The sequence below is a fragment of the candidate division KSB1 bacterium genome (genome assembly GCA_024655945.1).
GTDB lineage: Bacteria > Zhuqueibacterota > Zhuqueibacteria > JANLFK01 > Oleimicrobiaceae > Oleimicrobium.
In genome coordinates this window covers 219,907-245,202 of record JANLFK010000002.1, presented here as the reverse complement: position 1 = coordinate 245,202, position 25,296 = coordinate 219,907, and the positions used below count along the sequence as shown (strand labels likewise).

17 protein-coding genes are annotated in these 25,296 nt (G+C 63.1%); all 17 read left to right on the top strand.

The window, feature by feature from the left end; translation table 11 throughout:
* The first annotated feature begins 25 nt into the window (after nt 1-25).
* The gene (locus NUW13_03990; GenBank protein MCR4438188.1) at nt 26-658 is read left to right on the top strand and encodes a hypothetical protein; all 633 of its coding nucleotides are present in this window, start codon (nt 26-28) and stop codon (nt 656-658) included.
* A 344-nt stretch (nt 659-1,002) separates the two neighbouring features.
* Nucleotides 1,003-2,058, top strand: a complete 1,056-nt coding sequence (locus tag NUW13_03985) for an aldose 1-epimerase family protein (protein ID MCR4438187.1) — start codon at nt 1,003-1,005, stop codon at nt 2,056-2,058.
* Between the two features lie 41 nt (nt 2,059-2,099).
* Nucleotides 2,100-3,248 carry an aminotransferase class I/II-fold pyridoxal phosphate-dependent enzyme gene (locus NUW13_03980; protein MCR4438186.1) on the top strand — a complete coding sequence of 383 codons (1,149 nt, stop codon included), beginning with the start codon at nt 2,100-2,102 and terminating at the stop codon, nt 3,246-3,248.
* A gap of 41 nt (nt 3,249-3,289) precedes the next feature.
* Complete coding sequence (locus NUW13_03975; GenBank protein MCR4438185.1) at nt 3,290-4,834, top strand: glycosyltransferase family 39 protein; 1,545 nt, start codon at nt 3,290-3,292, stop codon at nt 4,832-4,834.
* A 79-nt stretch (nt 4,835-4,913) separates the two neighbouring features.
* Nucleotides 4,914-5,738: a hypothetical protein gene (locus NUW13_03970; GenBank protein ID MCR4438184.1), complete on the top strand. Its 825-nt coding sequence runs from the start codon at nt 4,914-4,916 to the stop codon at nt 5,736-5,738.
* Nucleotides 5,739-5,877: 139 nt separating this feature from the next.
* Nucleotides 5,878-7,095 carry a pyridoxal phosphate-dependent aminotransferase gene (locus tag NUW13_03965; GenBank protein MCR4438183.1) on the top strand — a complete coding sequence of 406 codons (1,218 nt, stop codon included), beginning with the start codon at nt 5,878-5,880 and terminating at the stop codon, nt 7,093-7,095.
* The gene (pckA, locus tag NUW13_03960; GenBank protein MCR4438182.1) at nt 7,092-8,744 is read left to right on the top strand and encodes a phosphoenolpyruvate carboxykinase (ATP); all 1,653 of its coding nucleotides are present in this window, start codon (nt 7,092-7,094) and stop codon (nt 8,742-8,744) included. The genes NUW13_03965 and pckA overlap by 4 nt, the downstream gene beginning before the upstream one ends.
* A 528-nt stretch (nt 8,745-9,272) precedes the next feature.
* On the top strand, nt 9,273-9,566 hold the full coding sequence (locus NUW13_03955) for a hypothetical protein (protein MCR4438181.1): 294 nt from the start codon (nt 9,273-9,275) through the stop codon (nt 9,564-9,566).
* 4 nt (nt 9,567-9,570) lie between these two features.
* Nucleotides 9,571-10,866: an ATP-binding protein gene (locus tag NUW13_03950; GenBank protein ID MCR4438180.1), complete on the top strand. Its 1,296-nt coding sequence runs from the start codon at nt 9,571-9,573 to the stop codon at nt 10,864-10,866.
* A complete protein-coding gene (locus NUW13_03945; GenBank protein MCR4438179.1) occupies nt 10,859-12,214 on the top strand; it encodes a sigma-54 dependent transcriptional regulator in 1,356 nt (451 codons plus the stop codon). Before NUW13_03950 ends, NUW13_03945 begins: the two co-directional genes overlap by 8 nt.
* Nucleotides 12,215-13,011: 797 nt before the next feature.
* Nucleotides 13,012-15,234, top strand: coding sequence for a PAS domain S-box protein (locus NUW13_03940; GenBank protein MCR4438178.1), 2,223 nt, complete (start codon nt 13,012-13,014; stop codon nt 15,232-15,234).
* Between the two features lie 71 nt (nt 15,235-15,305).
* Nucleotides 15,306-15,731, top strand: a complete 426-nt coding sequence (locus NUW13_03935; protein MCR4438177.1) for a response regulator — start codon at nt 15,306-15,308, stop codon at nt 15,729-15,731.
* Between the two features lie 200 nt (nt 15,732-15,931).
* The gene (locus tag NUW13_03930; protein MCR4438176.1) at nt 15,932-19,360 is read left to right on the top strand and encodes a PAS domain S-box protein; all 3,429 of its coding nucleotides are present in this window, start codon (nt 15,932-15,934) and stop codon (nt 19,358-19,360) included.
* A gap of 52 nt (nt 19,361-19,412) precedes the next feature.
* Complete coding sequence (locus tag NUW13_03925; protein ID MCR4438175.1) at nt 19,413-20,219, top strand: response regulator; 807 nt, start codon at nt 19,413-19,415, stop codon at nt 20,217-20,219.
* A 10-nt stretch (nt 20,220-20,229) separates the two neighbouring features.
* Complete coding sequence (locus tag NUW13_03920; protein MCR4438174.1) at nt 20,230-20,742, top strand: response regulator; 513 nt, start codon at nt 20,230-20,232, stop codon at nt 20,740-20,742.
* Nucleotides 20,739-21,203, top strand: a complete 465-nt coding sequence (locus tag NUW13_03915; GenBank protein ID MCR4438173.1) for a hypothetical protein — start codon at nt 20,739-20,741, stop codon at nt 21,201-21,203. Before NUW13_03920 ends, NUW13_03915 begins: the two co-directional genes overlap by 4 nt.
* 263 nt (nt 21,204-21,466) lie before the next feature.
* The gene (locus NUW13_03910; GenBank protein ID MCR4438172.1) at nt 21,467-25,267 is read left to right on the top strand and encodes an ATP-binding protein; all 3,801 of its coding nucleotides are present in this window, start codon (nt 21,467-21,469) and stop codon (nt 25,265-25,267) included.
* Nucleotides 25,268-25,296: the final 29 nt, after the last annotated feature.

Here is a 25,296-nt window from a genome sequence, read left to right as displayed (position 1 = left end):
CCTTCGAAGGAATGGAGGAACAAGGATGGTGACCAAGCGGAGCTGGCTCATGGCGGCGATTATGCTCGGGAGTCTCTGGGGCATGGCAGAAGTGCTGATGGATGCCACTCTTGCATGGAGCGGCACCGCGGCCCGGGCTGTGGTGCTCCCTTCCTTCGCCGTGATGCTGGTAGGAATGCTCCATGTGCTGGAGAGCAGGCCGGGCGCCATTCTTGTCGCAGGGCTGGTTGCGGCGTTCTTCAAGTTCCTGAACGTCCCCTTCTTCGGCTGTCAGATCTTTGCCGTGGTGCTTCTTGCCTTCTTTGTGGAAGTCACCGTTTCGGTGCTTGGTCCCCGGGTGAAGGCGGGCCCAAGCACCCAGCCGCTCCTGGTGGGCGTGGCCACTTGGTTTTTCTTCCTCCTCTTCGCGCTCATCATGACCTATGTGGTTCGCTATCACTGGTGGACACAGGGAGGCTTGCCCAAGATCATGCGTTACGTGCTGGCCCAAGGTGGATTAGCGGCAATCGTGAGCAGTGCCTCCTTCCGGCTCGGGCAGAGCTTGGCGCGCAGTTTGCGGAGCCGCTGGGCACATGTGGTGGCAGTGAGGCCTGCGTACTCCTACGCCGCGCTTGTCGCCGTGGTCGCCACGGCCAGCGCGGTCTCGTTGGCTCTGTAGAAGGAGAGTGTCGAGCCAAGGGGCTCCGATCTTGCTTTCGGTGAGAAGCCTTGCAGGCGAACCCAAGAGCGTGACAGACCTGCTGCCCGAGGTGGGAGTTCCAAGCGACGTTGCCGGCGAGGGCTCCCACGTGTTGCGTCAGTGCTGCGGGGGAGGGAGCCGGCCTCCGGACCCTTTGCACCGGAACTGGCCACACCGGGTTCCCTGGAGAAAGGTAGCCCGGCTCGCATTGGTGGTCGCTGACGCTCCCCTGGCTCGTGCCCCCGAGGCGGGAGAGCATCAGGGTGTAGCAATTGTCGCCTGTGATGGCACACCTGGCAGGTAGTGGACAGACGAGTGATGTCATGGAGCTCGACGCGCGCAGCTGGACAAGACGGGAGCTTGAGGCTCGCTGGGGGAGAGTCGAGAACCATATCGGGGTGCGCAGGATGCGCCTTGCCGAAGGACCTGAGGCCGGCGTGGAAGTGCTTTGGGTGCGCACCGGAGCAGGGCTGAGCTACTTCGTGAATCCGTCGCGGGCGCTGGACATCGGGCTGACCGAGTTCTATGGCGTACCGCTGAGCTGGCAAGCGGTGACGGGCGAAGTGCACCCCGCTTACTTCGACCCGCGGGGCTTGGAATGGCTGCGCACCGCGCCGGGCGGATTGCTCATCACCTGTGGCCTGACGCAAGTGGGAGCACCCTGCCAGGATGGCGAAGAAGAGCTTGGCCTCCACGGCCGCGTCCATCACCTCCCGGCCCGGCAGGTGGGGGTAACGGCAGAGTGGCGCGGAGACGAATACGAGATGACGATCACCGGCCTGGTCGAGCAGACGCGCATCTTTGCCGAGAACCTGCGCCTGCATCGGACGATCCGCAGCCTGGCCGGCAAGAACCGCATCGTCATCGACGACTGCGTGGAAAACGCTGGCTTCACCCCAGTGCCCCACATGATCCTCTACCACTTTAACTTCGGCTTCCCTCTGATGTCGGAGCAGACCGTGCTGCGCTTCCCCAAGGGGAAAGTTGTCCCGCGCGACAAGGAAGTCCCCGTGGCGGGCTTTGACCGATTCGATCCGCCCACTGTTGGCTACACCGAGCGTGTTTATTACCACGAACTCGACGGCTTGTCCGCTGGGGCGCGGGAGCTGGCCGAGGTGACTGTGAGCAACCCTCGTTTCCCCGTCGCTGGGCGCGAGGTGGCATTGTCGGTTTCCCTGCGGTGGGAAAGGAGCACGCTTCCTCGCCTTGTGGAGTGGAAGATGCCTGCCGCTGGGGTGTACGCCCTGGGCATTGAGCCTGCCAACTGTCATGTTGAGGGGCGGGTTGCCGAGCGGCAGCGTGGCACGCTGGTCATGCTCGGGCCAGGAGAAGCTAAGCACTACCACTTGGAAGTCGAGGTGCGCGCCGAGCAGGATTGAGTCCTTGCCCCGGCTGCGGGCCTGCCCGCGGAGGTTACGGAATGAAGATAGACACAAAGTTAGTCCTTGCCGGTGAGCCATCTCCACGCATCCTGGGCGCGGTCACCTTGCCCACTTTCCAGTCGGCCACGTTTCAATACCGCGGCGCGCCTGGCGAAGTGCTGCGCTACGGTCGCTACAACAACACGCCCACGCACGAAGTGCTGCAGAATAAGCTGGCGGCGTTAGAGAACGCCGAGGCAGCAGTGGTGACGGCCAGTGGCATGGCCGCCATCAGCACGACGGTGCTCGCCCTCCTCAAGTCCGGCGACCACCTCTTGGCGCAGAATTGCCTCTACGGCGGCACGCTCGAGCTTTTCGCTGTCGACCTCCCCGCTCTGGGGATCGAGGTGAGCTTTGTTGACGGCAATCGCCCCGACTCGTGGCGCCAGGCCCTGCGGCCCACGACAAAGGCGATCTATGTCGAGGTGATGACCAACCCCTTGCTGGAGGTGGCGGACCTGCAAGCGGTGGTGGCCTTTGCGCGCGCACACGGGCTTGTCGCCATCATTGACAACACCTTTGCGACGCCGGTGAACTTTCGGCCACTGGACTTTGGATTCGACCTCAGCTTGTATTCCTGCACGAAATATCTGAACGGGCACTCGGACCTGGTCGCCGGGGCTGTGGTCGGCAAGAGGGAGCTGGTGGACGCAGTGACGACCCGGCTGAAGCGCCTCGGCACCTGCCTGGATCCCCACGCCTGTTTTCTGCTCTATCGTGGGCTAAAGACATTAGCGCTGCGTGTGCGCTGTCAGAATCAATCGGCCCTGCGCATCGCCACTTTCTTGGCTGGGCACCCTCTGGTGAGGCGCGTGTACTACCCCGGTTTGGCAACTCATCCGTCGCACGCCAGGGCCGCCGAGCTATTCGATGGCTTTGGAGGAGTGCTGAGCTTCGAGCTGACCGGGGGCGAGCAGGCCGCTGAATCCTTCTTAGAGAGGCTGCGCATCGCGGTGGTGGCACCCAGCTTGGGCGGCGTGGAGACCCTGGTCACGCGGCCGGTGACCACTTCGCACCGTGGGGTGCCGGCGGTGGAGCGGCAGCGCCTGGGCATCAGCGACGGGCTGATTCGCGTGTCGGTGGGCATCGAAGACGTGGAGGACCTGATCGCCGATTTTTCCCAGGCGTGGGAAGGCGCGGCCACCTGACCGAGAGCCCCGGGAAGCGGCCGACAGGACACGGAGCCGAAATGGAGAGTTCTCGACGAACCACAGCGCAGAACGGGCGCAGCACGGCAGTCTTCATCGGGGCCTTACTTGCCTTGCGCTTAGCCGTCAACCTCCTGGCCGCGGGCAAGTATGGCTTTCACCGCGAGGAGCTCTTGCACATCGACGCGGGGAAACATTTGGCATGGGGCTTCCTTGGCAAGCCGCCCGGCATCAGCATCGCCGCGCGGTTCGGGAGCATCCTCGGGGGCTCGCTGGTGGGCTACCGTGTTGCACCCATCGTCGCAGGGCTGGTGGCCGCCTGGCTGGCCGGCCTGCTGGCCAGGCGTCTGGGCGGTGGCAGGTTAGCCCAAGGGCTGGCGACCCTCGCTGTGCTGCTCTGGCCGGTGTCGCTGCGCAACAGCGCCTTCTTAGCGCCGGCCGCCTTTGACCTTATGTGGTGGTCGATAGCCTTTCTGGTCATCGTGCGCGTGGTGCAGGGGCCCAACCCACGCTGGTGGTTGCCATGGGGCCTGTTGTGGGGCCTGTCCCTGATGAAGTGCTATGGTGCCGTCATCGTGGGCCTGGCGACCCTTCTCGGCTTGACTGCTACTGCGGAGCGGGCCCTGTTCAAGAAGATCTGGCCCTGGGGGGCGGTCGTGCTTGCCTTGGCGATAGCCTCCCCCCACATCGCCTGGCTGGCAAGACACCGATGGGCACTCGTTGCATTGAGGGATGCTGTGTTCCTCCCGCAGCCGGGGCTGTCTGCTGTTCTCCGCGCAGTTGGCCGGAACATGGCGGCGATGCTGGTAGTCGCGCCTTTGCTCTTGTTAGGATTCTACCGTCTGCTGTTCAGCCGTGCCCTACCTTCGGCCCGGCTACTGGCCTGGGGGTGGCTGTTTGCCATGGCGAGTCTGCTCCTGGGAGTGAGGCCGCAGTTGGTGGCGCCGGCGTTCCTCCCGCTTGTTTCAGCAGGGGCGGTGATGGTTGAGCAGGCGCGCGGCTGGGCAGGTGCCTGGTTGCGGCGTGGGAGCGTAGTTTTCGTGCTGGTCGTGGGCTTGGCGGGTGTGCCGTTGAGCGTTCCCATCTTGCCGGCGGAAGCCACCAGCGCCTACGCCGGGTTCCTCCATCGCGAGCTCGGCCTCTCCGCCCCGCTCACCTGGAAGGACGGGCAGGTGCACGAGCTGCCTCAGGACTTTGCGGACATGCTGGGATGGGAGAGCCTGGTCGCAACCGTCAGCCTCATGTATCACAGTCTGCCGCCGGACATCAGGGCCGGGACGGTGGTGCTGACCTCTGACCGTGGGCAGGCCGGAGCAGTGAATGTCATGGGGAAAGCCTATGGGCTACCCTTAGCTGTGAGCACTGACGCCGACTATTTCCACTGGGGCCCGGGCGCGCTGCCTGGCGAAACCCTCATCGGTGTGGGCATGTCGCCAGGAACCATGGCGCTGCATTACGACATCGTCGAGACCGCGGCTTCGGTGGTTACCAAGTTTGCGCGGCAGGCAACCGTGCATATCCTCGTGTGTGCCGAACCCCATGGAAACCTGCAGGAGTTGTGGCCCCTGTTAGGCCAGATGAAGTGAACTGTGGGGGTCGCCACAGTGCCGGCGGCCCTCAGATAACGTCGCAGGGTGGCAAGTCGGAAAAGAGAAGGCTAAAGAGATGGCGACAAGGCCTTGGCTGTCTGTTCTGCGCTGGGTGCTGGCCGTGTTGATAACACTGCCGTTCCTTGCCTTCCAGAGGCGGACCGGTCCCACCTATCCGGTGCGCGGCAAAGTGGAGCTGGCCGGCTCCGTGATTCCTTTCCGCCTGCCACGTTCTGCGACGGTGGGATCCGATGCGCCCATCAGAATCGCCGCCGCCGATGCGCGGGTGACCGGCACGCTTGCCTACCGCCGCTACCGCTCGCACGATGACTGGACGGAAGTGCCAATGCGCCGGGAGCAGGGGGAATTGCGGGCGGAGCTCCCTGAACAGCCGCCAGCGGGCAAGGTCATGTACGTGGTCAGGCTGGCCCGCAACGGCCAAGAGACTGCTCTCACCAAACAGCCTCTGGTGCTGCGCTTCAAGGGCCATGTGCCAATGGGCGTGCTCTTGCCCCACATTGTGCTTATCACCCTGGCCATGTTTTTCTCCAATCGTGCGGCGCTGGAGGCCATGGGCAGAGGCGGTAGACCGCGCCCCTTCATCCTCTTGACGATAGCCCTGTTCTTGGCGGGCGGTTTTGTCTTGGGCCCCATCGTGCAGAAATTGGCCTTTGGTGCTTTCTGGACCGGGTTTCCTTTCGGGCACGACCTTACCGATAACAAGACCCTGGTGGCAATGCTGGGGTGGTTGGTGGCATGGTCGGTCACGGGGGGTGGCCGGCGCCGGAGAGGGTGGGTGGTAGCCGCGGCAGTCCTGATGATGGCGGTCTACCTGATCCCGCACAGCCTGCTCGGTTCAGAACTGGACTACACCGCTATGGCAGGTGCGGGCTCCAGGTGAGCACAGCCCAAAAAGCGTTTGCTTTTCAGCATGGACTTTCGTACAATTTGCGCGCCGCGAGGTTAGCCCGGGTGGCGGCACGCCACCTCCATTCGCCTCGCGTTTGCTATTTGTGCGGTGGAACAATTCAGGAGTGTCAATGAGTCTCAGCCAAGTTGCCAAGACGATCAAAGCATCGCCCACACTTGCTTTGAACGAAAAGGCGGCCATCTTGCGAGACAAGGGCGAGCCGGTCATCCACTTAGGTGGCGGAGAGCCAAAGAGCAGGGCCCCGATTGATGCCATCGTGGCGGCCGCTGCCCACCTGAACACGGGGGAGGTCCGGTACGCGCCTGCCGATGGCATCCCAGCTCTCAAGAAGGCCATCATCCGCTACACCGAGGAGCATTACGGCCGGCTGGTTGCCCCGGAGAACGTGATCGCCTCCGGTGGCGCCAAGCAGGCGATCATGGTTGCCTTGCAGGCCATACTCAACCCTCAGGAAGAGGTCATCTTTCCAGCCCCTTATTGGGTGAGCTACCCGGACATGGTCCGCCTGTGCCAGGGGATACCGGTGCCGGTGCTGCCGGAGGACGGCACCTTCTATCCGCGCCTGCAGGACATCGAGGAGCGCGTAGGACCCTACACCAAAGCGGTGATCATCAATAGCCCCAACAATCCCACCGGCGCCATGTACTCGGAGGAGTTCATCGCCGGCATTGTCGACTTTTGTGAACGGCGCAACCTCTACCTCATCATGGACGACATCTACCACCGCCTCATCTTCGATGGGCGCAAGCCGATCAGTTGCTACAAATACGCCAAGGACCTCTCGGAGAATTCCAAGCTCATCGTGGTCAACGGCGTGTCCAAGCAGTACGCCATGACCGGCTTCCGCATTGGTTGGGCAGTGGCCAACAAGAAGCTCATCGAGGCAATGACCAATATCCAAGGCCACCAGACCTCTGGCCCCTCGGTGCTGCTGCAAGTTGCGGCCGTGGGGGCGCTGAACGGCCTGCAGTCTTGCGTCGAGAACCTGCGCGTGACCTTGGAAAACAATCGCAACGTCATGATCGACCGCCTGCGCTCTTTCGAGGGTGTGAAGGTAACCAAGCCAGACGGTACTTTCTACTGCTTCGCCGACTTTAGCGCCTACAGCAAGGACTCGACCAAGCTGTCCAATTTCCTCATCGACAAGGTGCTTGTGCTCACCGTGCCAGGAGTGGAGTTTGGGCTCGAGGGGTACTTGCGCCTGAGCTTCTGTGGTTCCATCAAGGACATCACGGAGGGGATCGAGCGCATGAAATGGGCGTTGGACCTCAATTCGCCCAACGAGCTCTACATCGGCGACCGCAAATTGGTGAGGGATTGGGCATGAAATACCTCGAGTTCGACACACCGGCAAGCAAGCAGGCGAAAGAGCTCGCTTCGGACTATGGGCTCGGCAACCACGGGCTCACCTATCTGGATAGAGCGTACTGGAACCTTCCCAAAGCGGCCTTGTACGAGGAAGCCATATTTCGGAACGAGGCGCATGTCCTCGACCAGGGCCCGCTGGTGGTGCACACCGGTAAGCACACGGCACGCGCCGCAGCGGACAAGTTCATCGTGCGGGAGGCCTCCACGGAGGATCGCATCTGGTGGGGCGAGTACAACCGTCCGCTGAGTGCAGCCAAGTTCCACGAAATCCTTGCCAGAGTGCAGGCCTATTGCCAAGGTGAGGAGCTGTTTGTGCAGGACTGCTACGTGTGCGCCGACCCGAACTACCGGATGCCCGTTCGCATTATCACCGAGAAAGCCTGGCAAAGCCTGTTTGTGCGCAACATGTTCCTGACCACCACGAACACCGAGGAGCTGAAGCATTTTGTCCCCGAGTTCACGGTGATAGCGGTGCCCGGCTTCACGGTGGACCCCCGGGTGGACGGCACGCGTACGGAGACGGCGATCATTCTCAACTTTGGCGAGCGGCTGGGCATCATTGCCAACACCCTGTACGGCGGCGAGATCAAAAAGTCCGTCTTCACCCTCCTCAACTTTCTGCTCACTTTTGAGGACGTGCTGCCCATGCACTGCTCCGCCAACGTGGGGTCGAAGGGCGATGTGGCGCTGTTTTTCGGGCTGAGCGGCACCGGCAAGACGACGCTCTCGGCCGATCCTCGACGGCGCCTGATCGGCGACGATGAACACGGGTGGAGCGCCGAGGGAGTGTTCAACTTCGAGGGCGGCTGCTACGCCAAGGTCATCCGCCTCTCGCCTGAGCATGAGCCACAAATCTGGGCAGCCACCAGGCGCTTCGGCACAATCTTGGAAAACGTGGTCTACGACCCGGTGTCGCGGCGCATGGACCTGGACGACGACATGATTACGGAGAACACCCGGGCATGCTACCCGGTGGAGTTCATCCCCAACATCGTCCCGGAGGGGTATGTGCGCTCCCACCCGAAGAACGTCATCTTCCTCACCTGCGACGCCTCGGGTGTGATGCCGCCCATTGCGCGGCTGACGCCGGAGCAGGCCCAGTACCATTTCATAAGCGGCTACACCTCCAAGATCGCCGGCACGGAGATCGGCCTCGGCATCGAACCGCAAATCACCTTCAGCACCTGTTTCGGCGCGCCGTTCATGGTGCGCCACCCCTTCGCGTACGCCGAGATGCTCAAGAAGCGCCTTTTGCAGCACAAGGCGCAGTGCTGGCTGGTGAACACCGGCTGGGTGGGCGGCCGCTTCGGCGTGGGCAAACGCATCAGCATCCGCCATACGCGCAACCTGCTCAACGCCGCCCTGGAGGGCAAGCTGGACCAGGTTCAGTACCGCAAGGACCGTATCTTCGGCTTCGAGGTGCCGATGACCTGTCCGGATGTGCCGGAGGACGTCCTTGACCCGGCCAGCTCCTGGGGCGACAAGGACGAGTACTGGAAGAAGTACGACGCGCTGGCGGCGCGTTTCATCGAGAACTTTAAGCTCTTCGCCAGCGGCTGTTCCCAGGAGGTCCGCGCCGCCGGTCCCAAGCGCTTGGCTCAGGTGTAGGGGGGCCACCCCCGGCGGACCTTCGGCGCGAGCCGCTCAGCCGGAGCTCGCATTTTCATCGAGGCAAGCCGGTTCAACCTGGCTTGCCTTTCCGTTTTCGGCCAGGCATAGAGGGGCCACGGCGCAGGGCTACAGCCCGACTGAGGCCGCCTCGTCGCCAGAGCCTCGCCCTGGGCCTGTCGCGGTCAAGGACATCGCTTGTCGCGCCATCAGCCTATCTTTTCCGCGCCAAAGGCAAGTTGCCGTAGGTTAGATAGGGTAATTTCTACCCTGTGCTGGGTCGGTTTTACCCACAGAGGCGAGCAAGAGCGTTCGGGGCGCAGGGCGCTCTTGTCTTTCTGCCCGAGAAAGGGCCTAGGAGTTGTGCCGTCAAGTACATGCCAATCTAAAAAGTTAGCGTCGTGGCAAGGGAGCTCCCTGCAATCAGTGCCAACGGCTCGCCGGGCCGTGCGCGTTGGTGCCATTTTTGCCATGCTGCGCACGATGAGGGTACGGTGAGCGAAAGTGGACGCACAGGGCAGGAGAGACATGGCAGATCCCCGAGGATTCGTCGACCTTGTGAGCTTTCTTGCCGGCCAGCGGCGCGAGGGGCGGCCTTTGGCACGGCCCAAGCTGGTCATTCGCGCCCCGCTGGTGCGCCTGGAACGCGAGCCAGTGCAAATAGGCGAGCGGGCTCAGCCAGCAGGCGGCGAGCCGAAAGTGAGGGCCTACACGCGGAACAACGTGGTGGAGCGCATCGAGATAACCTGCGCCTGCGGGCGGAGCATCGAGGTGGTCTTGGACTACACCAACGGCGCAAACAACCGTGGCGATCGCCCTTGAGGCCATGGCACGGCAAGGTGCACGCATACGGGAGGCAGCGCGGGTGAGTTCGGACGTGGCGACAGCAGAGGGAGCAATCACGCTGGGGGCGGCCATCGCCGACTTTAACCAAGCTATGGCGTCCATCACCAGTGCCCACCGCGAGTTGAGCCAACGCATTGCCGAGCTCGACTTGCAGTTGGCGCAGCGCAACGCGGAGTTGGCGCAAAGCCTCAACGAAACGCAGCGCCTCAAGACCTACCTCAACCACATCCTAGACAGCATGTCCAACTGCTTGGTGGTCGTTGACCGCCTTGGCACGATCACCTTGTTCAACAGGGCGGCGGAGCGACTCACCGGCTACAGAGCAGAAGAGGTGGTGGGCAGGCAGTACGAGGAAGTGTTCTGCGCCTGTACCTCAGAGGCCTTCACCCCCCTGCAGGTGCTGAGGTCGGCAGCAGGCAGCAGCGAGGGCGACAAGGAGATTCTCAGCAAGTCCGGGCGCCGCCTTCCGGTGAAATTCGCCGTTTCGCGCCTGACCACGCCGCAAGGGGATGTGTTGGGTGCCATAGAGGTGTTCACCGACCTGACTGCCGTGCGTGCGCTCGAGGAGGAGCGGCGCCGGGTCAGCGTGCTTTCCGCCTTAACGGAGATGGCCGCCGTGGTCGCGCACGAGATCCGCAACCCCCTGCAAGGGATCGCCGGCTACGCTGCGCTCCTCAGCGAAGACTTACCGACCGACGATGTGCGCTACGCCATGGCCCAGCAGATCCAAGAGGGCGTGCACCGCCTGGACGAAATCGTCAACAACCTCCTGCTCTTGGTGCGCCCTGGCAAACCCGCCCTTGGCCCTCTCGACCTGACCGCTTTCCTGCGTGAGCTGCTGGCCTCGTGCCGGAGGCGTTTGCCGCCGCAGAGCGACGTTGTGGTCGAAGACGACTTACCAGCACGTCCGGTTATGACCAACGCCGACCCGCTGCTCTTGGAGCGCGCCTTGGACAACATCGTGAGCAATGCCCTTCAGGCGATGCCGCAGGGCGGCACTCTGCGCATTTCGCTGACGGAAGACCTGCCCGCTCAGCGCCGGGCCTGGATGTGCCAGATTCTCATCGCGGATACCGGTGTGGGCATGTCCAGGGCCACGATGGACCGCCTCTTCACCCCCTTTTTCACCACCAAGGAGCGCGGTGCCGGTCTGGGTCTGGCCATTGCTAAGAATCTCATATCCTTCCACCAAGGGGAGATCATCGTGCAGAGCAGCGAGGGGCGAGGTACCACCGTGGCCGTTCTTCTGCCTGTCCAGCGAGGTGTGAATGGCTAAGCTTTCCGTGCTCATCGTCGAAGACGACCCCTTGGGTGGCCGGTTCGTGCGCGACGCCATCCAGCGCCTGGGCTACGACGTCACCTTAGTGCACGACGGTGCCACGGCCCTGGAACTGGCCGGAAAGCAGAGCTTTGCGCTGGTGCTCACCGACCTGAAGATGGAAGGCGTCAACGGCATGGACGTGCTCTGCGGCGTGAAGAGGCTCCACCCTGAGACCGAAGTGGTGATCATGACCGCCTATGGCACCATTGACAACGCCGTGGAGGCGATGAAAAAGGGGGCTTTCGACTACATCACCAAGCCCATAGCGCCCGAAGAGCTGCGCCTGGTGGTGGAAAGAGTGCAAGAGCGCCAGCAGCTGGTGGCCGAAAATCGCTTCCTGCGTGCTGAGCTGCAAAAGCAACAGGCGGTGAGCACCCTCCTCGGCAGCAGTCTGGCCATGCAACGCATTCGCGAGACGGTGCAGATGGTGGCGCCCACTTCGGCAGCAGTGCTCATCGAGGGCGAAACAGGAACCGGCAAGGAGGTGGTGGCCAACGCCATTGAACTGGCCAGTCCGCGCCATGGCAAGCCCTTTGTGAAGGTCAATTGCGGTGCTTTGCCCCACACCCTGTTGGAAAGTGAGCTCTTCGGCCACGAACGCGGCGCCTTCACCGGGGCTGTGGCGCAGGTGAAGGGACGATTCGAGCTCGCCGACGGCGGCACCTTGCTCCTGGACGAGATCGCCGACCTGGACAAGTCCATGCAGGTGAAGCTGCTGCGCGTGCTGCAATTCGGCGAGTTTGAGCGCATCGGCAGTGGCCGCACTCTGCAGACCGACGTGCGCATCATCGCCACCACCAATCGCAACCTCCTTGAAGAGGTGAAGCGCGACAGATTCCGCAAGGATCTCTATTTCCGGCTCAATACGCTGTGCATCCGCATCCCGCCGCTGCGCGAGCGCCCGGAAGACATACCGGTGCTTGCCGAACACTTCCTGGCGGGTTTTGTCGCCCGCAATGGCGAGCGGAAGAGGCTGTCCAGCGAAGCCATGCGCCTGCTCATGGAGCACAACTGGCCGGGAAACGTGCGCGAGTTAGAGAGCGCCATTGAGCGTGCTGCAGTGCTGAGTCGGGGCACCGAGACCCTCACTGCCGAGCACTTCCCTTACATCCGCGAACACGCCGAGCTTCTGGAACAGGTCGAGGGCCCCGCCCAGCCGGTGAGACTGGAGGATGTGGAGCGGGAGCATATCCTCACGACCCTCAGGCGCCTGAACGGCAACAAGAGCCAGACCGCCCGCCTCCTGGGCATCACGGTCAAGACCCTCCGCGCCAAACTTCGCCAGTACGGGGTGATAGAGTAAGCCGGCCGTCCGCCGGCGCTTGTTGCCATCTCTACCCAGACAGCGTTCTCTTCTCCCTCAGCCGGCGTGAAGTGTGGCGCGCGCTGGACACGTCGGGTGCTGTTGTGGCAGCGGCTTCCACTGGCGCAACAGCCTGTCTTTCCCAGGCTTATACCCACCCCTTTCCCGTCTGTGTGGCATGCAGTACACAATCGGCCCCTCTCGGCCCACTGTGGGCTGCCATTGTGCCCTGCCTGCCAGCAAGCTAATGCATGAGAAAACAATTGCTTCTCCGGCCATTGGATGGCCCTCCTCCCATGGCACGCTCCTTGTAAGGCACGCGGTGCGCAGTGGACAGTCGCCGGTAGCCAAGGTGTCGGGGCTGCAACGCGCCCGGGCGAACCAGGAGCCGCTTTGACCAAGTGCCGGCCCTGGCACCACGCCGACTACCGCGGAGGAAGCGAGGTGAGGATGTGGGGCCGATGTCCATCCCGACAACGAGGCATGGGTGTGTGCTGTCGGGCTTTCGCCATTCAGCATGCCAAGGAATGCAGCGGGTCCGCCAGGTACCCCGTCAAGGCAGCTTTGCCCACCTACAAGCCCCTCTTCCTCTCACCAAGCGGCTCAGCCTCGACGGCTCCTGCTGGCCCATTTAGGGTTTGGCGCTGCACGTCAACGGGCCTGACTGTCTGCGCGCAGAGCGGCGACTCTGGGCTGTGTGCGGTTGCACAGTGGGATTCCGACGCCCTTAGGTCGGGCCTCGGCTCCCAACGCCTGGGGATTTGCCTGCGTGTGGTTGAAGGTGAGGAGAAGTGACGATGGCGCACACCGCAGTGACCGTGGTCGGGCCGGCAGATGAAAACCAACATCTGGTGGTCTTGGCGCGGACCCATGCCGAGGGGGATTTGTTCAGGGAACTCGTTGAGGGGATTGCGGACGTCGTGCTCCGGCTGTCAGCCCAAGGCGTAGTGGAGTATTGCAGTCCGGCGATCCGGAAATTCGCGGGCTATTTGCCGGAGGAAGTGGTGGGGAGGAAGGTACGCGAGTACTTCGCCGACGACCGGGAGTTCAAGCGCGCCGCTGCTGTTTTGACTCGCACCGTGCGTACCGGAGGCGAGGCCGTCTTTGAATTCTCCCTCAAGGCCAAAGACCGTGCTCCTCTCCCGGTGGAGGTAGCGGTGCGTGCCGCTGGGGAAGCGCCGCGGGCCGAGAGCTTGTTGTGCGTCCTCCGTGCCATCAGCGCTCGGAAGGAGAAAAGGGCTGCCTTGCAGGAAAGCGAGGCAAAGTTCCGTGCCATCACTGAGAACCTCGAGGTGGGTATCTTTCGCACCTCGGCAGGGAGCAACGGTCGTGTCTTGGAGGCCAATCCGGCGCTGGTGGCCATGTTCGGCTTCCCGAGCAGGGAGGAGCTCATCGGCAAACGCGTCCAGGACCTCTACATCGACCCTGCCGATCGTGAGGCACTTCTGGCCCGCCTCAGGAGCGAAGGGGTGGTGAAAAGGGCGGAGGTGCCGTTCAGGAGATACGACGGCACGCGCATGTGGTGTTCTCTCACGGCGGTTGCCGAGCGTGACCGGCAGGGCCGCGTGCGCTACTACGACGGCATGTTGGAGGACATTACCGCCCGCAAGCTTGCTGAGCTCTCCCTGCGCGAATCGGAAGGGCGCCTCAGGCAGGTGACTGAACAGGTGCACGCCTGGGTCTGGGAGGTGGACGCCACCGGCCGCTACACCTACACAAACCTACTGGTCTCTCAAGTACTTGGTTACACTCCCGAGGAGCTGGTGGGCAAGAAGTACCTTGGCGACCTTCTCTATGCGACCAAGCGCCCCGAGTACGAAAGGAGCCTGTTGCGCCTGTTTGATGCCCGTGCCCCGATGCACGATTTTGTGGTCCCTCTGCGACACAAGGATGGGCACATGCGCTGGCTGTTGCGCAATGCCACCCCGGTCTTCGACAAGAGCGGCGCCTTTGTGGGCTACCAGGGCGCCGACATCGATATCACCGAGCGCCACCAGCAAGAGGAGCAGATCCGGCAGCAGCGCTCCTACCTCCAGGCCCTTATCGAGCACAACCCTCTTGCCATTGCCGCCATGGACAGAGAAGGGAAGGTGACCCTGTGCAACGGCGCCTTCGAGCGGCTCTTCCAATACGAACGTGCGGAAATGATGGGCCAGTCGGTCGATGCCTTGCTCGCCAACGCTGAGCAGCTGGACGAAGCGCAAGAGCTGACACGGAGGGTGATCGCCGGTGAGCGCGTGCACGCGGTGAGGCGCCGTTGCCGGAAGGACGGCACTGAGGTGGACGTGGAGCTGTTCGGCGTGCCGGTGATGATCCAGGGCGCGCACTATGGCGCCTTTGTCATCTACCAGGACATCACCCAGCGCAAGCGGGCCGAAGAGGAGCTTGTCAGCTCGCTCAAGGAAAAAGAGCTGCTCCTCAAAGAGATTCACCATCGGGTGAAGAACAACATGCAAGTGATCTCCAGTCTGCTCAGCCTGCAGTCTTCGTACATCAGCGACCCGCGCGCCTTGGCCATTTTCAACGACAGTCAGAATCGGGTCAAGTCGATGGCCCTCATCCACGAGAAGCTCTACCAGTCGAAGAATCTCTCGCGGGTGGATTTCGCCGAGTACACGAAGAGCCTCACCAGCCACCTCTTCGACTCTTATGGCGTGGACCCGGAGCGCATCACCATGGACGTGCAAGTGAACGGCATCGACCTGGCCATAGACAGCGGGATTTCCTGCGGGCTGATCGTGAACGAGCTCGTTTCCAATGCCCTTAAACACGCCTTCCCAGACGGGCGGAAGGGGAAAGTCACGGTGGGACTGGAGCGCGCGAACGGTTCCTACGTGCTCAAGGTGAGCGATGACGGCGTGGGCTTTCCTGCTCATGTGGATTTTCGCAACACCGAATCGCTCGGCCTGCAGTTGGTCAATACCCTCACCGATCAGTTGGAAGGGACCATTGAGCTGAGTGCCAACGGCGGCGGCACGACGTTCACCATTTGCTTCCCGGATGGCACCAAGCGCCGTTAGCAGAGAGGGCAAAGGAGCCTCCGTGGAGGTGGGGAACTGTTGAAAGGTAACTCACTGGCAGGAACAGCGACATGGACCGAGCCACTCGCATCATGATTGTCGAGGACCTCAACATCACGGCCCTGGACCTCAAGAATCGGCTGCGCAAGATGGGCTACGAGGTGGCGGCCTTAGCAGGGTCAGGGGAGGAGGCGATCCAGAAGGCGGAGCAGGTGCGGCCGGACCTTATCCTCATGGATATCCGCCTCAAGGGAGAGATGGACGGCGTGGAGGCGGCAGAGAGGATCCGGCAGAAATTGGACATTCCGGTCATTTACCTGACCGCGCACGCCGACGACTCCACCCTGCAACGGGCAATGGAGACCAGGCCCTACGGGTATGTGCTGAAGCCCTTCGGGGAGAAGGAGCTGCGCATTACCATCGAGATGGCCTTGCATCGCCACCGCGAGGAGAGCAAACTGCGCGACCAGGCCGGCACCCCTGCCCAGGTGCAATGAGTCGGTCGTTTCTGCCCTGGAGCGGTCGGTACGCGGGGGCGAGGTCGCACACCGTACCATGCTTGGGTCCGGAGAAACGCACGACTTGGGCAAACACCGACCTCACGTGCGGCCTGGCGAGCGCAGCGCACAGGGTTCGCAGCCAAGGCGCCACACGTTGCTCGGGTCGCTGGTAAAGAGGGTATGCCGAGAGGGCGCACATGAAAAAGGAGCACCACGTGGATGACCATTCTCCGCACCGAGGGGACCTGCACCGCGCCAGGATAACTGTGCTTGCCCTGGCATTTGCCCTTATTGGGGCAATGCATGCGTACTACTACTTTGTCCGCGGCCTGCCGGTGGGCAACGACGCGCTGGCCTGGCTGCTTGCGCTCGGGGGGGCAGCTGCCCTGGTGGAAGGGACCTTTCGCCTGCTGGAACGAAGGCAGGCCTCTTTGGAGCGTGAGATCAACCTTTGCCTCCAGGCAGATGTGGAACAGCAGCGGGCGCAAGAACAGTTGCGGCGCTACAATCAGGCGTTGACCCGGCTCACCACCAGCCCGCTGCTGTTCAGCGGCAATCTCGCTGCTGCCCTGCAGCAGATCACGGAGACCTCGGCCCACACCCTGGAGGTGGCGCGCGTGGGCGTGTGGATGTACGTGGAGGAACGCACGAAGATCCGCTGCCTCAACCTCTACGAGCTGGCCGCCAACCGCCACACCTCTGGTCAGGAGCTGTGCGCCGACCACTACCCCACCTATTTCCGCGCCTTGGAAGAGGAACGGGTGATCCCGGCGCACGATGCACGGGCGGACGACACGACCAAGGAGTTTGCGGCCGAGTATTTGGAGCCTCTGGGCATCGCCTCCATGCTGGATGCGCCGATTCGGGTCAACGGTGTCACCGTAGGCGTGCTCTGCCACGAACATGTGGGCCCTCTGCGGCAGTGGAGCGTGGAAGAGCAAGCCTTTGCCAGCTCCATGGCCGACATGGTTGCCCTGGCCATGGAGGCAAGCGAGCGCTGCCGCGCCGAAGAGTCCCTGCGCGAAAGCGAGCGGAGCCTGCGCAGCATCTTCGACAATATGGAAGAGATCTACTTCCTGGCGGACAACTCCGGCCTCTTGCGCAAATTGAGCCCGGCCGTGGAGCGCTACGGGTACAGGCGCCAGGAGCTTATCGGCAGGCATGTCGAGACGGTGTTCTTCAGCGCGGAGGAGCGGGCGTCGTTCTTGGCGGCGTTGGCCAAGCAGCGCTCGGTGAGGGACTTTGAGGTGCGCCTCAAGTACGCCGACGGCACGCCGTTCCATGCTTCCATCAGCGCCCGCTTGATTCTTGACGACGATGGGCACTGCACCAGCACCGAAGGCATTGTGCGCGATATCTCCGAGCGCAAGTGCCAGGAGGCGGCGCTCAAAGAGGCGAAGTGGTTGTACGAAACCCTGGTGCGTACCTCCCCGGAAGCCATTGTGCTCGTGGACCCGGAGGGCATCTTTGTGGCAGCTAATGAACGGGCAGCCCGGCTGTTTGGCTTTGCCTCGCCGGCCGACATGGTGGGCAGGCCGGCAGTTGTCGTCCTGCCCAAAGAGGCACACGAGCGCGCGCGCAGCATGTTGCCTTCGTGCCTTCCCGGTCAGGTCGTGGAACGGGAGCACACCCTTCTCCGCAAGGATAGGAGCAGTTTCCTGGCCGAAGTGAGCGCGTCGGCCATCCACGCGGCTGACGGCAAGCTCCGCGGCTATGTGGCCATCGTGCGCGACGTGACCGCACGCAAACAGGCCGAGCAGGAAATCGAGCGCCGGCAAAAGTACTTGGAGTCGGTGCTGGTCAACTCGCCCAGCGCCATTGTCACCCTAGACAAGAATCACCGTGTGGTGGAGTGGAACAAGGCCGCAGAGCACATCTTCGGCTACTCCCGCGAGGAGGCGCTGGGCAAGGATATCGACGAGCTCATCGCCAAAGGGGACGTGCGCAAGGAAGCGATGGGTCTCACCCGGCACGTGCTGAGCGGCAAGGACATCCTGGCGCACGAGGCGATGCGCCTGCGCAAGGACGGCACGCCGGTGGACGTCATCGTCTCGGGCTCGCCCATTCGTGTCGGCGACCAATTGCATGGCGTGGTGGCGGTGTACACGGACATCTCCGAGCGCAAGCGTTCCCAGGCTGCCCTGCAGGAGAGCGAAGAGCGCTTCCGCAACTTAGTGGAAACCTCCCCGGACGGGATCGTCAGCCACAGCCAGGGCAAGGTGATATTTGCCAACCGGGCCGCTGCCCGCATCCTCGGCTACGAAGGCCCTGAGGCAATGGTCGGCGGGTCGGTCATGGAGTGCGTGCACCCCGACTACCGGCAGACCGTCCTCGAACGTGTGTGGAAGATGATGGCTACCGGCGAACCGGTGCCCGCCATCGAGGAAAAGTTCCTCCGTGCAGACGGTACGGTGGTGGACGTGGAGGTGGCAGCCAGTCCCGTGGTGGTCGACGGCCAGTTGGCCTCGCAGGTGGTCTTTCGGGACATCACCGCCCGCAAGCGTGAGGAGAAGGTGCGCGAGGCTATCTACAAGCTGTCCGAGGCGGCCAACAGCGCCGACGATTTGCAGGCGCTCTTCCACTCCATTCACGCCATCGTCGGGGAGCTGATGCCGGCACGCAACTTTTACATCGCGCTCTACCACCCAGAGACCGGCACGTTGAGCTTTCCCTACTTTGTGGACGAAAACGACGAGCCGCCCAAACCGCGCAAGCTGGGCAGAGGGCTGACCGAGCATGTGCTCAAGAAAGGTACCGCGCTGTTGGTCCCGCGCGAGGGCTTTGCGGAATTGATAGCCAGCGGTGAGGTGGATGCCATCGGCACGCCCTCGGTGGATTGGTTAGGGGTGCCACTGGTCGGCACCACCGGCACCATCGGCGTGCTCGCGGTGCAGAGCTACACCGAGGGGGTGCGCTTCGGGGAGGAGGAGAAACGGATCCTGCAGTTCGTCTCCAATCAGGCGGCTATGGCCATCGAGCGCAAGCGTTCCAGCGAGCAGCTCAAGACCTCCCTCAAGGAGAAGGAGGTGCTGCTCAAAGAAATCCACCACCGGGTAAAGAACAACATGCAGGTCATCTCCAGCATGCTCAATCTGCAATCCGGGTGCATCGCCAATCCGGAGGTGGAGGCAGTGCTCAGGGACAGCCAGAACCGGCTGCGCTCTATGGCGCTCATTCATGAGAAACTCTACCAGTCGCGCGACCTGAGCCGGATCGATTTCAGCGACTACATTCGCAAGCTCACCGACGATCTGTTCCGTTCGTACAGCGTGAACCCGGAGCGCATCACACTGACCACGCATGCCGAGGATGTTTCGTTGGGCATCGATGCCGCCATTCCCTGCGGCTTAATCATCAATGAGCTGGTGTCCAACTGCTTGAAACATGCCTTCCCGGGCGGCAGAAGCGGCCAGGTGCAGGTCAGCTTGGTGCCGAAGAACGGCATGTACGAGTTGACGGTCAAGGATGACGGCGTGGGCTTTCCCAAAGACCTCGACTTTCGCAATACCGACTCGTTGGGGCTGCAGTTGGTGACGACGCTCACCGACCAGTTAGACGGCACCATCGAGCTCAACTGCAACGGAAAAGGCACGGAGTTCAGGATTCTGTTCAAGCGAGATGAATAGCGCCGGATGCCGGCGGGCGACAGACGGGAGAGCTTAAAGGGCAGAGGGTAGCATGGAACCGGCAGCACGAGTGCTCATTGTCGAGGATGAAGTCATCGTGGCTAAGGACATGGAGGCGATGTTGCGCAACCTCGGCTACGCGGTCTGCGGCATCGTGCGCACCGGCGAGCAGGGGGTGTGCCGCGCCAGGGATGAAGGGCCTGACCTGGTGTTGATGGACATCGGGCTCAAGGGGGAGATGGACGGCATCGAGGCGGCACGGCAGATTAGGGCAATCGCCGACATCCCTCTTGTCTACTGCACCGCCATCAGCGATCTTGCTACCTTTCAGCGCGCCAAGCAGACTGACCCCTATGGCTTTATCTGCAAGCCCTTCGAGGAGAAGGACTTGCGCAGCGTCGTGGAACTGGCGCTGCACCATGGCAGGCGGGAGCGGCAGCTCAAACTCATGCTGCGCCTCTTCCGTGCCACGCTCAGCTGCGCCGAGGAGGCGCTCCTGGTCGCCGACGTGAAAGTGGAGGTGGTCTACCTCAATGCTGCCGCCGAGGCGCTGACCGGCTGGAGCGAACAGGAGGCGGTGGGGGTCCCGCTGCGGGAGCTGCTGGTTTCGGCGCCAGGACTGGCCATTCCGGAGATCGCGACACTCGCAGAGGAGGGGCTTGCTGGAATCCTCCCTGTTGCCTTCAGCCTCTTCACGCGCGACGCCCGCCGTGTGGCGGTGAGCGGTAGCATCCAGGCCCTGACCGATGCAGGGGTGATTGGCTATCTGCTGCGCTTGCGGCACGCCCAGAGGGTCGAGCACGCGGATACGCCTGGCGCGGCGTGGGACATGGCCGCAAGCCGCGGCCCACGAGCATAGGGAGGAGACAATGGCAAAGCCCTATATCCTCCTGGTGGAGGACGATCCGGACGACCGGAGACTCACCGTGCGTCTGCTCCGCCAGGCATATGTCGAAGGCGACATCGTCACGGTGCGGACTGGGACAGAGGCGTTGCAGTACCTCTTCGGCACCGGGCAGTTCGGCGGTCGCGACCTGAGCTACAAGCCAGAGATGGTGCTCTTGGACTTGGGTCTGCCGGACATGGGCGGCATGGAGGTGTTGCGCTGCCTGCAGGCGAACGAGCGCACCAGGGACATACCGGTGGTGGTCCTGACCTCTTCGCACTCAGAGGAGGACCTGGTGGAAAGCTATCGCCTCGGCGCCAGCAGCTACCTGCGCAAGTCGGCACAGCAGTTGGGACTATGCTGCCTGGTGAGGGGCGGCTCATTGCAGGGCGCACGACCGGCTGACCAGGGGCAGCACGCCGCCGGCCGCTCATCACTCTCGCGCGTCAAGGGCGCTGCTCGAAGGCGAGGGGGAAAAAGAAAGGTCAAGGCATGAAGAGAGAAGGCAAGGTGAAGGTCGCAGCGGAAAATGCCGCCGAGCAGGGGCAAGTGGTTATCTGCATACGGGACATCATGCGCTTTGTGGATGCCCTGGAGCTCAGGCGGTCGTTGAACAAGGTGAACGGCCACGCCCTATTGGTGGCCATGACGCCCTGTCTGGTGGATTCCATCGCCGAGCGCATGCTGGGAGATGTGCCGCATCTGGTGCTGCATCCGCCCTTCGATACCCTGCGGGTGGAGCTTGCGGTGCAGCAGCTGAGCGGGGAAGGCAGCGGTCCGCTTCTTCTGGTGGAGGTGGCCTGCCCGGAGGACGCCGCCCGCGTTCGGCAGGCGGTGGCCGCGGCGGCCAGGTGCTTGTTCACCGCCAGCGCCGACCTGCGCCTGGCATGCCCCCCGGCACCTTGCGCCACGAAGCGTTTCGCCACGACCCGGCAGCACCAGGCCGCCGCTGCCTGAAGGGAGCACGGCGAGCGAGTAGCAAGGGAACGAGGATGAGCGGAATGGTAGCATGTGGCCTGCGCCCTGCCGGCCAGCCTTTCCATAGACGTGCGGCGGGCGATGAGCAGAGCGAGTGGAAGGGAGCATGATCGTGCAGAGCAGCGAGGAGGGAGCCCGTTTCACCATTGCCTTTCGGGAGGCGGAGACGTGTGACCGGGTGCCGGAGCCCGCTACGTCACCGGGCGGGACTGCACCGTGGGTGGAGGTTGTGGAGGCGGAAGATGGAAACGGTCAATTCCAGGAAGAACCTGCTAGGCAATGAACGGCAAAGGAGCTTTGCCAGAAAGGGCGAAGGAAACGCCCGTGTGCACTGCCTGACCAGGCAATTGCCGGGGTGCACGAGGGCCTGGGGGCGGGACAACAACAATGGGGAACGCCGAGGCCCGGCAAGAATACCTGGGCTACCAGCCTGGCTGGCCGCACTTGTTGCCGCCCTCGCTTTGGCAGGCACTGCCCTGGCTCAGGTGGAGCCGCGGGGATTCACGCACCTGACGGTTGCCGAGGGGCTGTCGCAGAGCATGGTCTACTGCATCGCCCAGGATAGCAAGGGCTACCTCTGGTTCGGCACCGAGGACGGGCTGAACCGCTACGATGGCTACACGATTCGCGTGTTTCGTTCCGATCCGCGCAGAGCCGGCGCTGCGCGTGTCAACCCGCTGATCAACATCTACGCGCTGTGCGCAGATCCCCAGGGCGGCCTGTGGGTCGGTGCCTATGGCGGCGGATTGAGCTACTACGACCCTGCCAGCGAGCAATTCCGCACCTATTTGCCCGACCCTCAGGACAGCACCAGCCTGAGCAGCTACAATGTCGCCGGCCTGTGCGTGGACCACGAGGGCGTCCTTTGGGTGGCCATCTTAGATGGCGGCCTGAACCGCTTTGACCGGTCCGACGGCACCTTTGTCCGCTACCGCCCCAAGGAAGGCGACCCCACCTCGCTGAGCAGTGCTTTTGTGCGCTGCGTGTACGAGGATCGCTCCGGTCGCCTGTGGGTCGGCACTGACGGCGCTGGCCTCAACCTGTTTGAGCGTGCGGAGGGCCGCTTCCGGCAGTACCGCCACGACCCGCGCGACCCGAAAAGCCTGATCGACGACTATGTGCGCGGTATCTGCCAGGGCAGCAGGGGCACCCTCTGGCTGGCCACGGACGGAGGCCTTGAGGAGTTTGACCCAGAGCGCGGCGTGTTCATCCACCACATCGGCAGGGCGCGTGCCCACCCTGGCATTCCGGGTGAACGGCTGTGGACGGTGTTGGAGGATGCGCAGGGCAACGTGTGGTATGGCACGCGAGGCGGCGGCCTGGTCAAATACGAGCCGGCCACCGGCAGGGCCACTCGCTTCGCCTACAACCCCGCTGACCCCCACAGTCTGCGCAGCGACGTGGTGTGGAGCTTGCTTGAGGACCGCAACGGCGTGCTCTGGGTAGGCACCATGAGCGGGGTCAGCGCCTATAAGGTTCACCTCAGCAAGTTCCCCCTGTACCGACACGATCCGGACGACCCCAATTCGCTCTGCGACAACTCCGTGCGCGCCTTTTTGGAGGATCGCCATGGCGACCTGTGGGTCGGCACCGACAACGGCCTATCCCGCTTGCGCCGCAGTGCGGGCTGCAAGTTCGTCTTCACCTCCTACGTTCTGGACACGACGCGCTTCAGCGCCACCACCGGCAGACGAGTCTTCGCACTGGCAGGGGATTCTACCGGCGGCCTGTGGATAGGAACCTATGGCGGCGGCTTGGCGCGCCTGGACCGCGCCACCGGGCGCCTGACCCGCTACCGTGGCAGCCAGGAGAATCCCCGCGCCTTGCCAAGCGACTTTATCAGGGCCTTGCACTGCGACCGGGAGGGCGCGCTTTGGGTGGGCACGGTACAAGGCCTAGCGCGCTATGACCACCGCCACAATGCCTTTGCTCGCTTCAGCAGCGAGCCAAACGATTCGACGACCCTGAGCGGCAACCAGGTGCTGGACATCTGTGCAGCCGACTCGGGCAGGTTGTGGATAGCCACCAGCGCCGGGCTGAACCTGTTCGACCCGCACACTGGGCGCTGCCGCCGCTATCTGCGCCAGGAGGACGACCCGTACAGTCTGAGCACCGATTACGTCACTGCCGTGTACCAGGACGCGCGAGGGGTCGTCTGGCTCGGCACCTTTGGCGGCGGCCTCAACCGTTTAGATCCGGCAACCGGTCGCTGCACCGTGTACACTGAGGCAGAAGGGCTTGCCAACAATGTGGTCTACGGGATACTGGCCGACCGCCAAGGCCGACTCTGGCTGAGCACCAATGCGGGCCTGTCGCGCTTCGACCCGGCCACCGGCAGTTTCCGCACCTATGGCGTGGCCGATGGCCTGCAGAGCAACGAGTTCAACGCCGGCGCCTACCTGCTGGGCCGCGACGGCACCATGTACTTTGGCGGCGTAGAGGGATTCAACGCTTTCCACCCCGAGGCGATGCACGACGACCCAGTGCCACCGGCAGTGGTGCTCACCGGTTTTCGGCTCTTCAACCAGCCGGTGCCCATCGGTGAACCGGTGAACGGCCGTGTCCTGTTGCCGCGCGCCATCGGCGAGGTTACCTCGCTGCGCCTCTCCTACGCCGACCGCGTGCTCACCTTCGAGTTCGTCGGCTTGCACTCCATTTGCCCGGCGCGCATCACCTACGCCTACAAAATGGACGGTTTTGACCGAGATTGGAACTATGTGGGCACCAGGCGTTTTGCCACCTATACCAATCTGCCTCCCGGCAAGTACCAGTTCAAGGTCAAGGCGGCCAATGGGGACGGGGTGTGGAGTGAGCCTGCAGAGGGCCTGGCCGTCGAAGTGGTGCCGCCGTTTTGGATGAGGTGGTGGTTCAAACTTGCTGCGACAGTGGCGTGTGTGGCCATCGGCATGGGTGCAGTGCAGTGGCGCACCAGTGCCGTGCGGCGGCAAAATGCCGAGCTCGAGATGCGGGTGGCGCAGCGCACTGCCGAGCTGCGCAAAGTGAATCGCGCGCTGAGCACCGAGGTTGCCGAGCGCAAGCGAGCGGAAATGGCCGTGCGCGCTGAGCGCGAGCAACTGCTGTCGGTCATGGAGAGCATTAGCGAGCCCATCTACGTGGTGGACATGGACACCCACGAAATTCTGTTTGCCAATGGCGCCCTGGAGCGCCCCTTTGGCAAGCCTCTGGTGGGCGGTACGTGCTACCGAGAGCTCCAGGGGCTCGATGCTCCTTGCCCGTTCTGCACCAACGGGCGCATTCGTGAACTGGACGGCGAGCCCTACGAGTGGGACTACCACAATCCCATCGTCGACAGAGACTACCACCTGGTGGACCGGGTCATTCGCTGGCCGGACGGGCGGAGAGTGCGGTTCGAGATGGCCATCGATGTCACCGAACGCAATCGCGCCATGGCCAAGCTCACGACTTCGCTCGAGGAAAAGGAGGTGCTGCTCAAGGAAATTCACCACCGCGTGAAAAACAACATGCAGGTCATCTCCTCCATGCTCCGCCTGCAAGCCGGCTACATCGACGACGCGCGCGCCCTTGAGCTCTTTCAGGAGAGCCAGAATCGGGTCAAGTCCATGGCCCTCATCCACGAGAAGCTGTACCAGTCGCAAGATTTGGCGCGCATCGACTTTGCCGACTATCTCCGCAACCTGACCAGCCATCTTTTCCGCTCCTACAGCGGCCGCTCCGACATCACGCTGAACCTCGAGGTAAGCGACGTCCGTCTTGGCGTGGACGTAGGCATCCCCTGCGGGCTCATCGTCAACGAGCTGGTCTCCAATGCGCTGAAGCATGCTTTCCCGAACGGCAGGAGCGGGCAGATCACGGTGAGTCTGCAGCGCACCGACGACACCTATGTGCTCAGCGTCAAGGACGATGGTGTCGGCTTCCCCAAGGACGTGGACTTTCGCGACAGCCCATCATTGGGGTTGCAATTGGTCAACACTCTGACTACGCAGTTGGAGGGTGAAGTGGAGCTCATCTCCAACGGGCAAGGGACAGAGTTCCGCATCACTTTCGGCGCCGAATCGGCGTGAGCCAGCGTGGCTGCCCTCCTATGGCACCG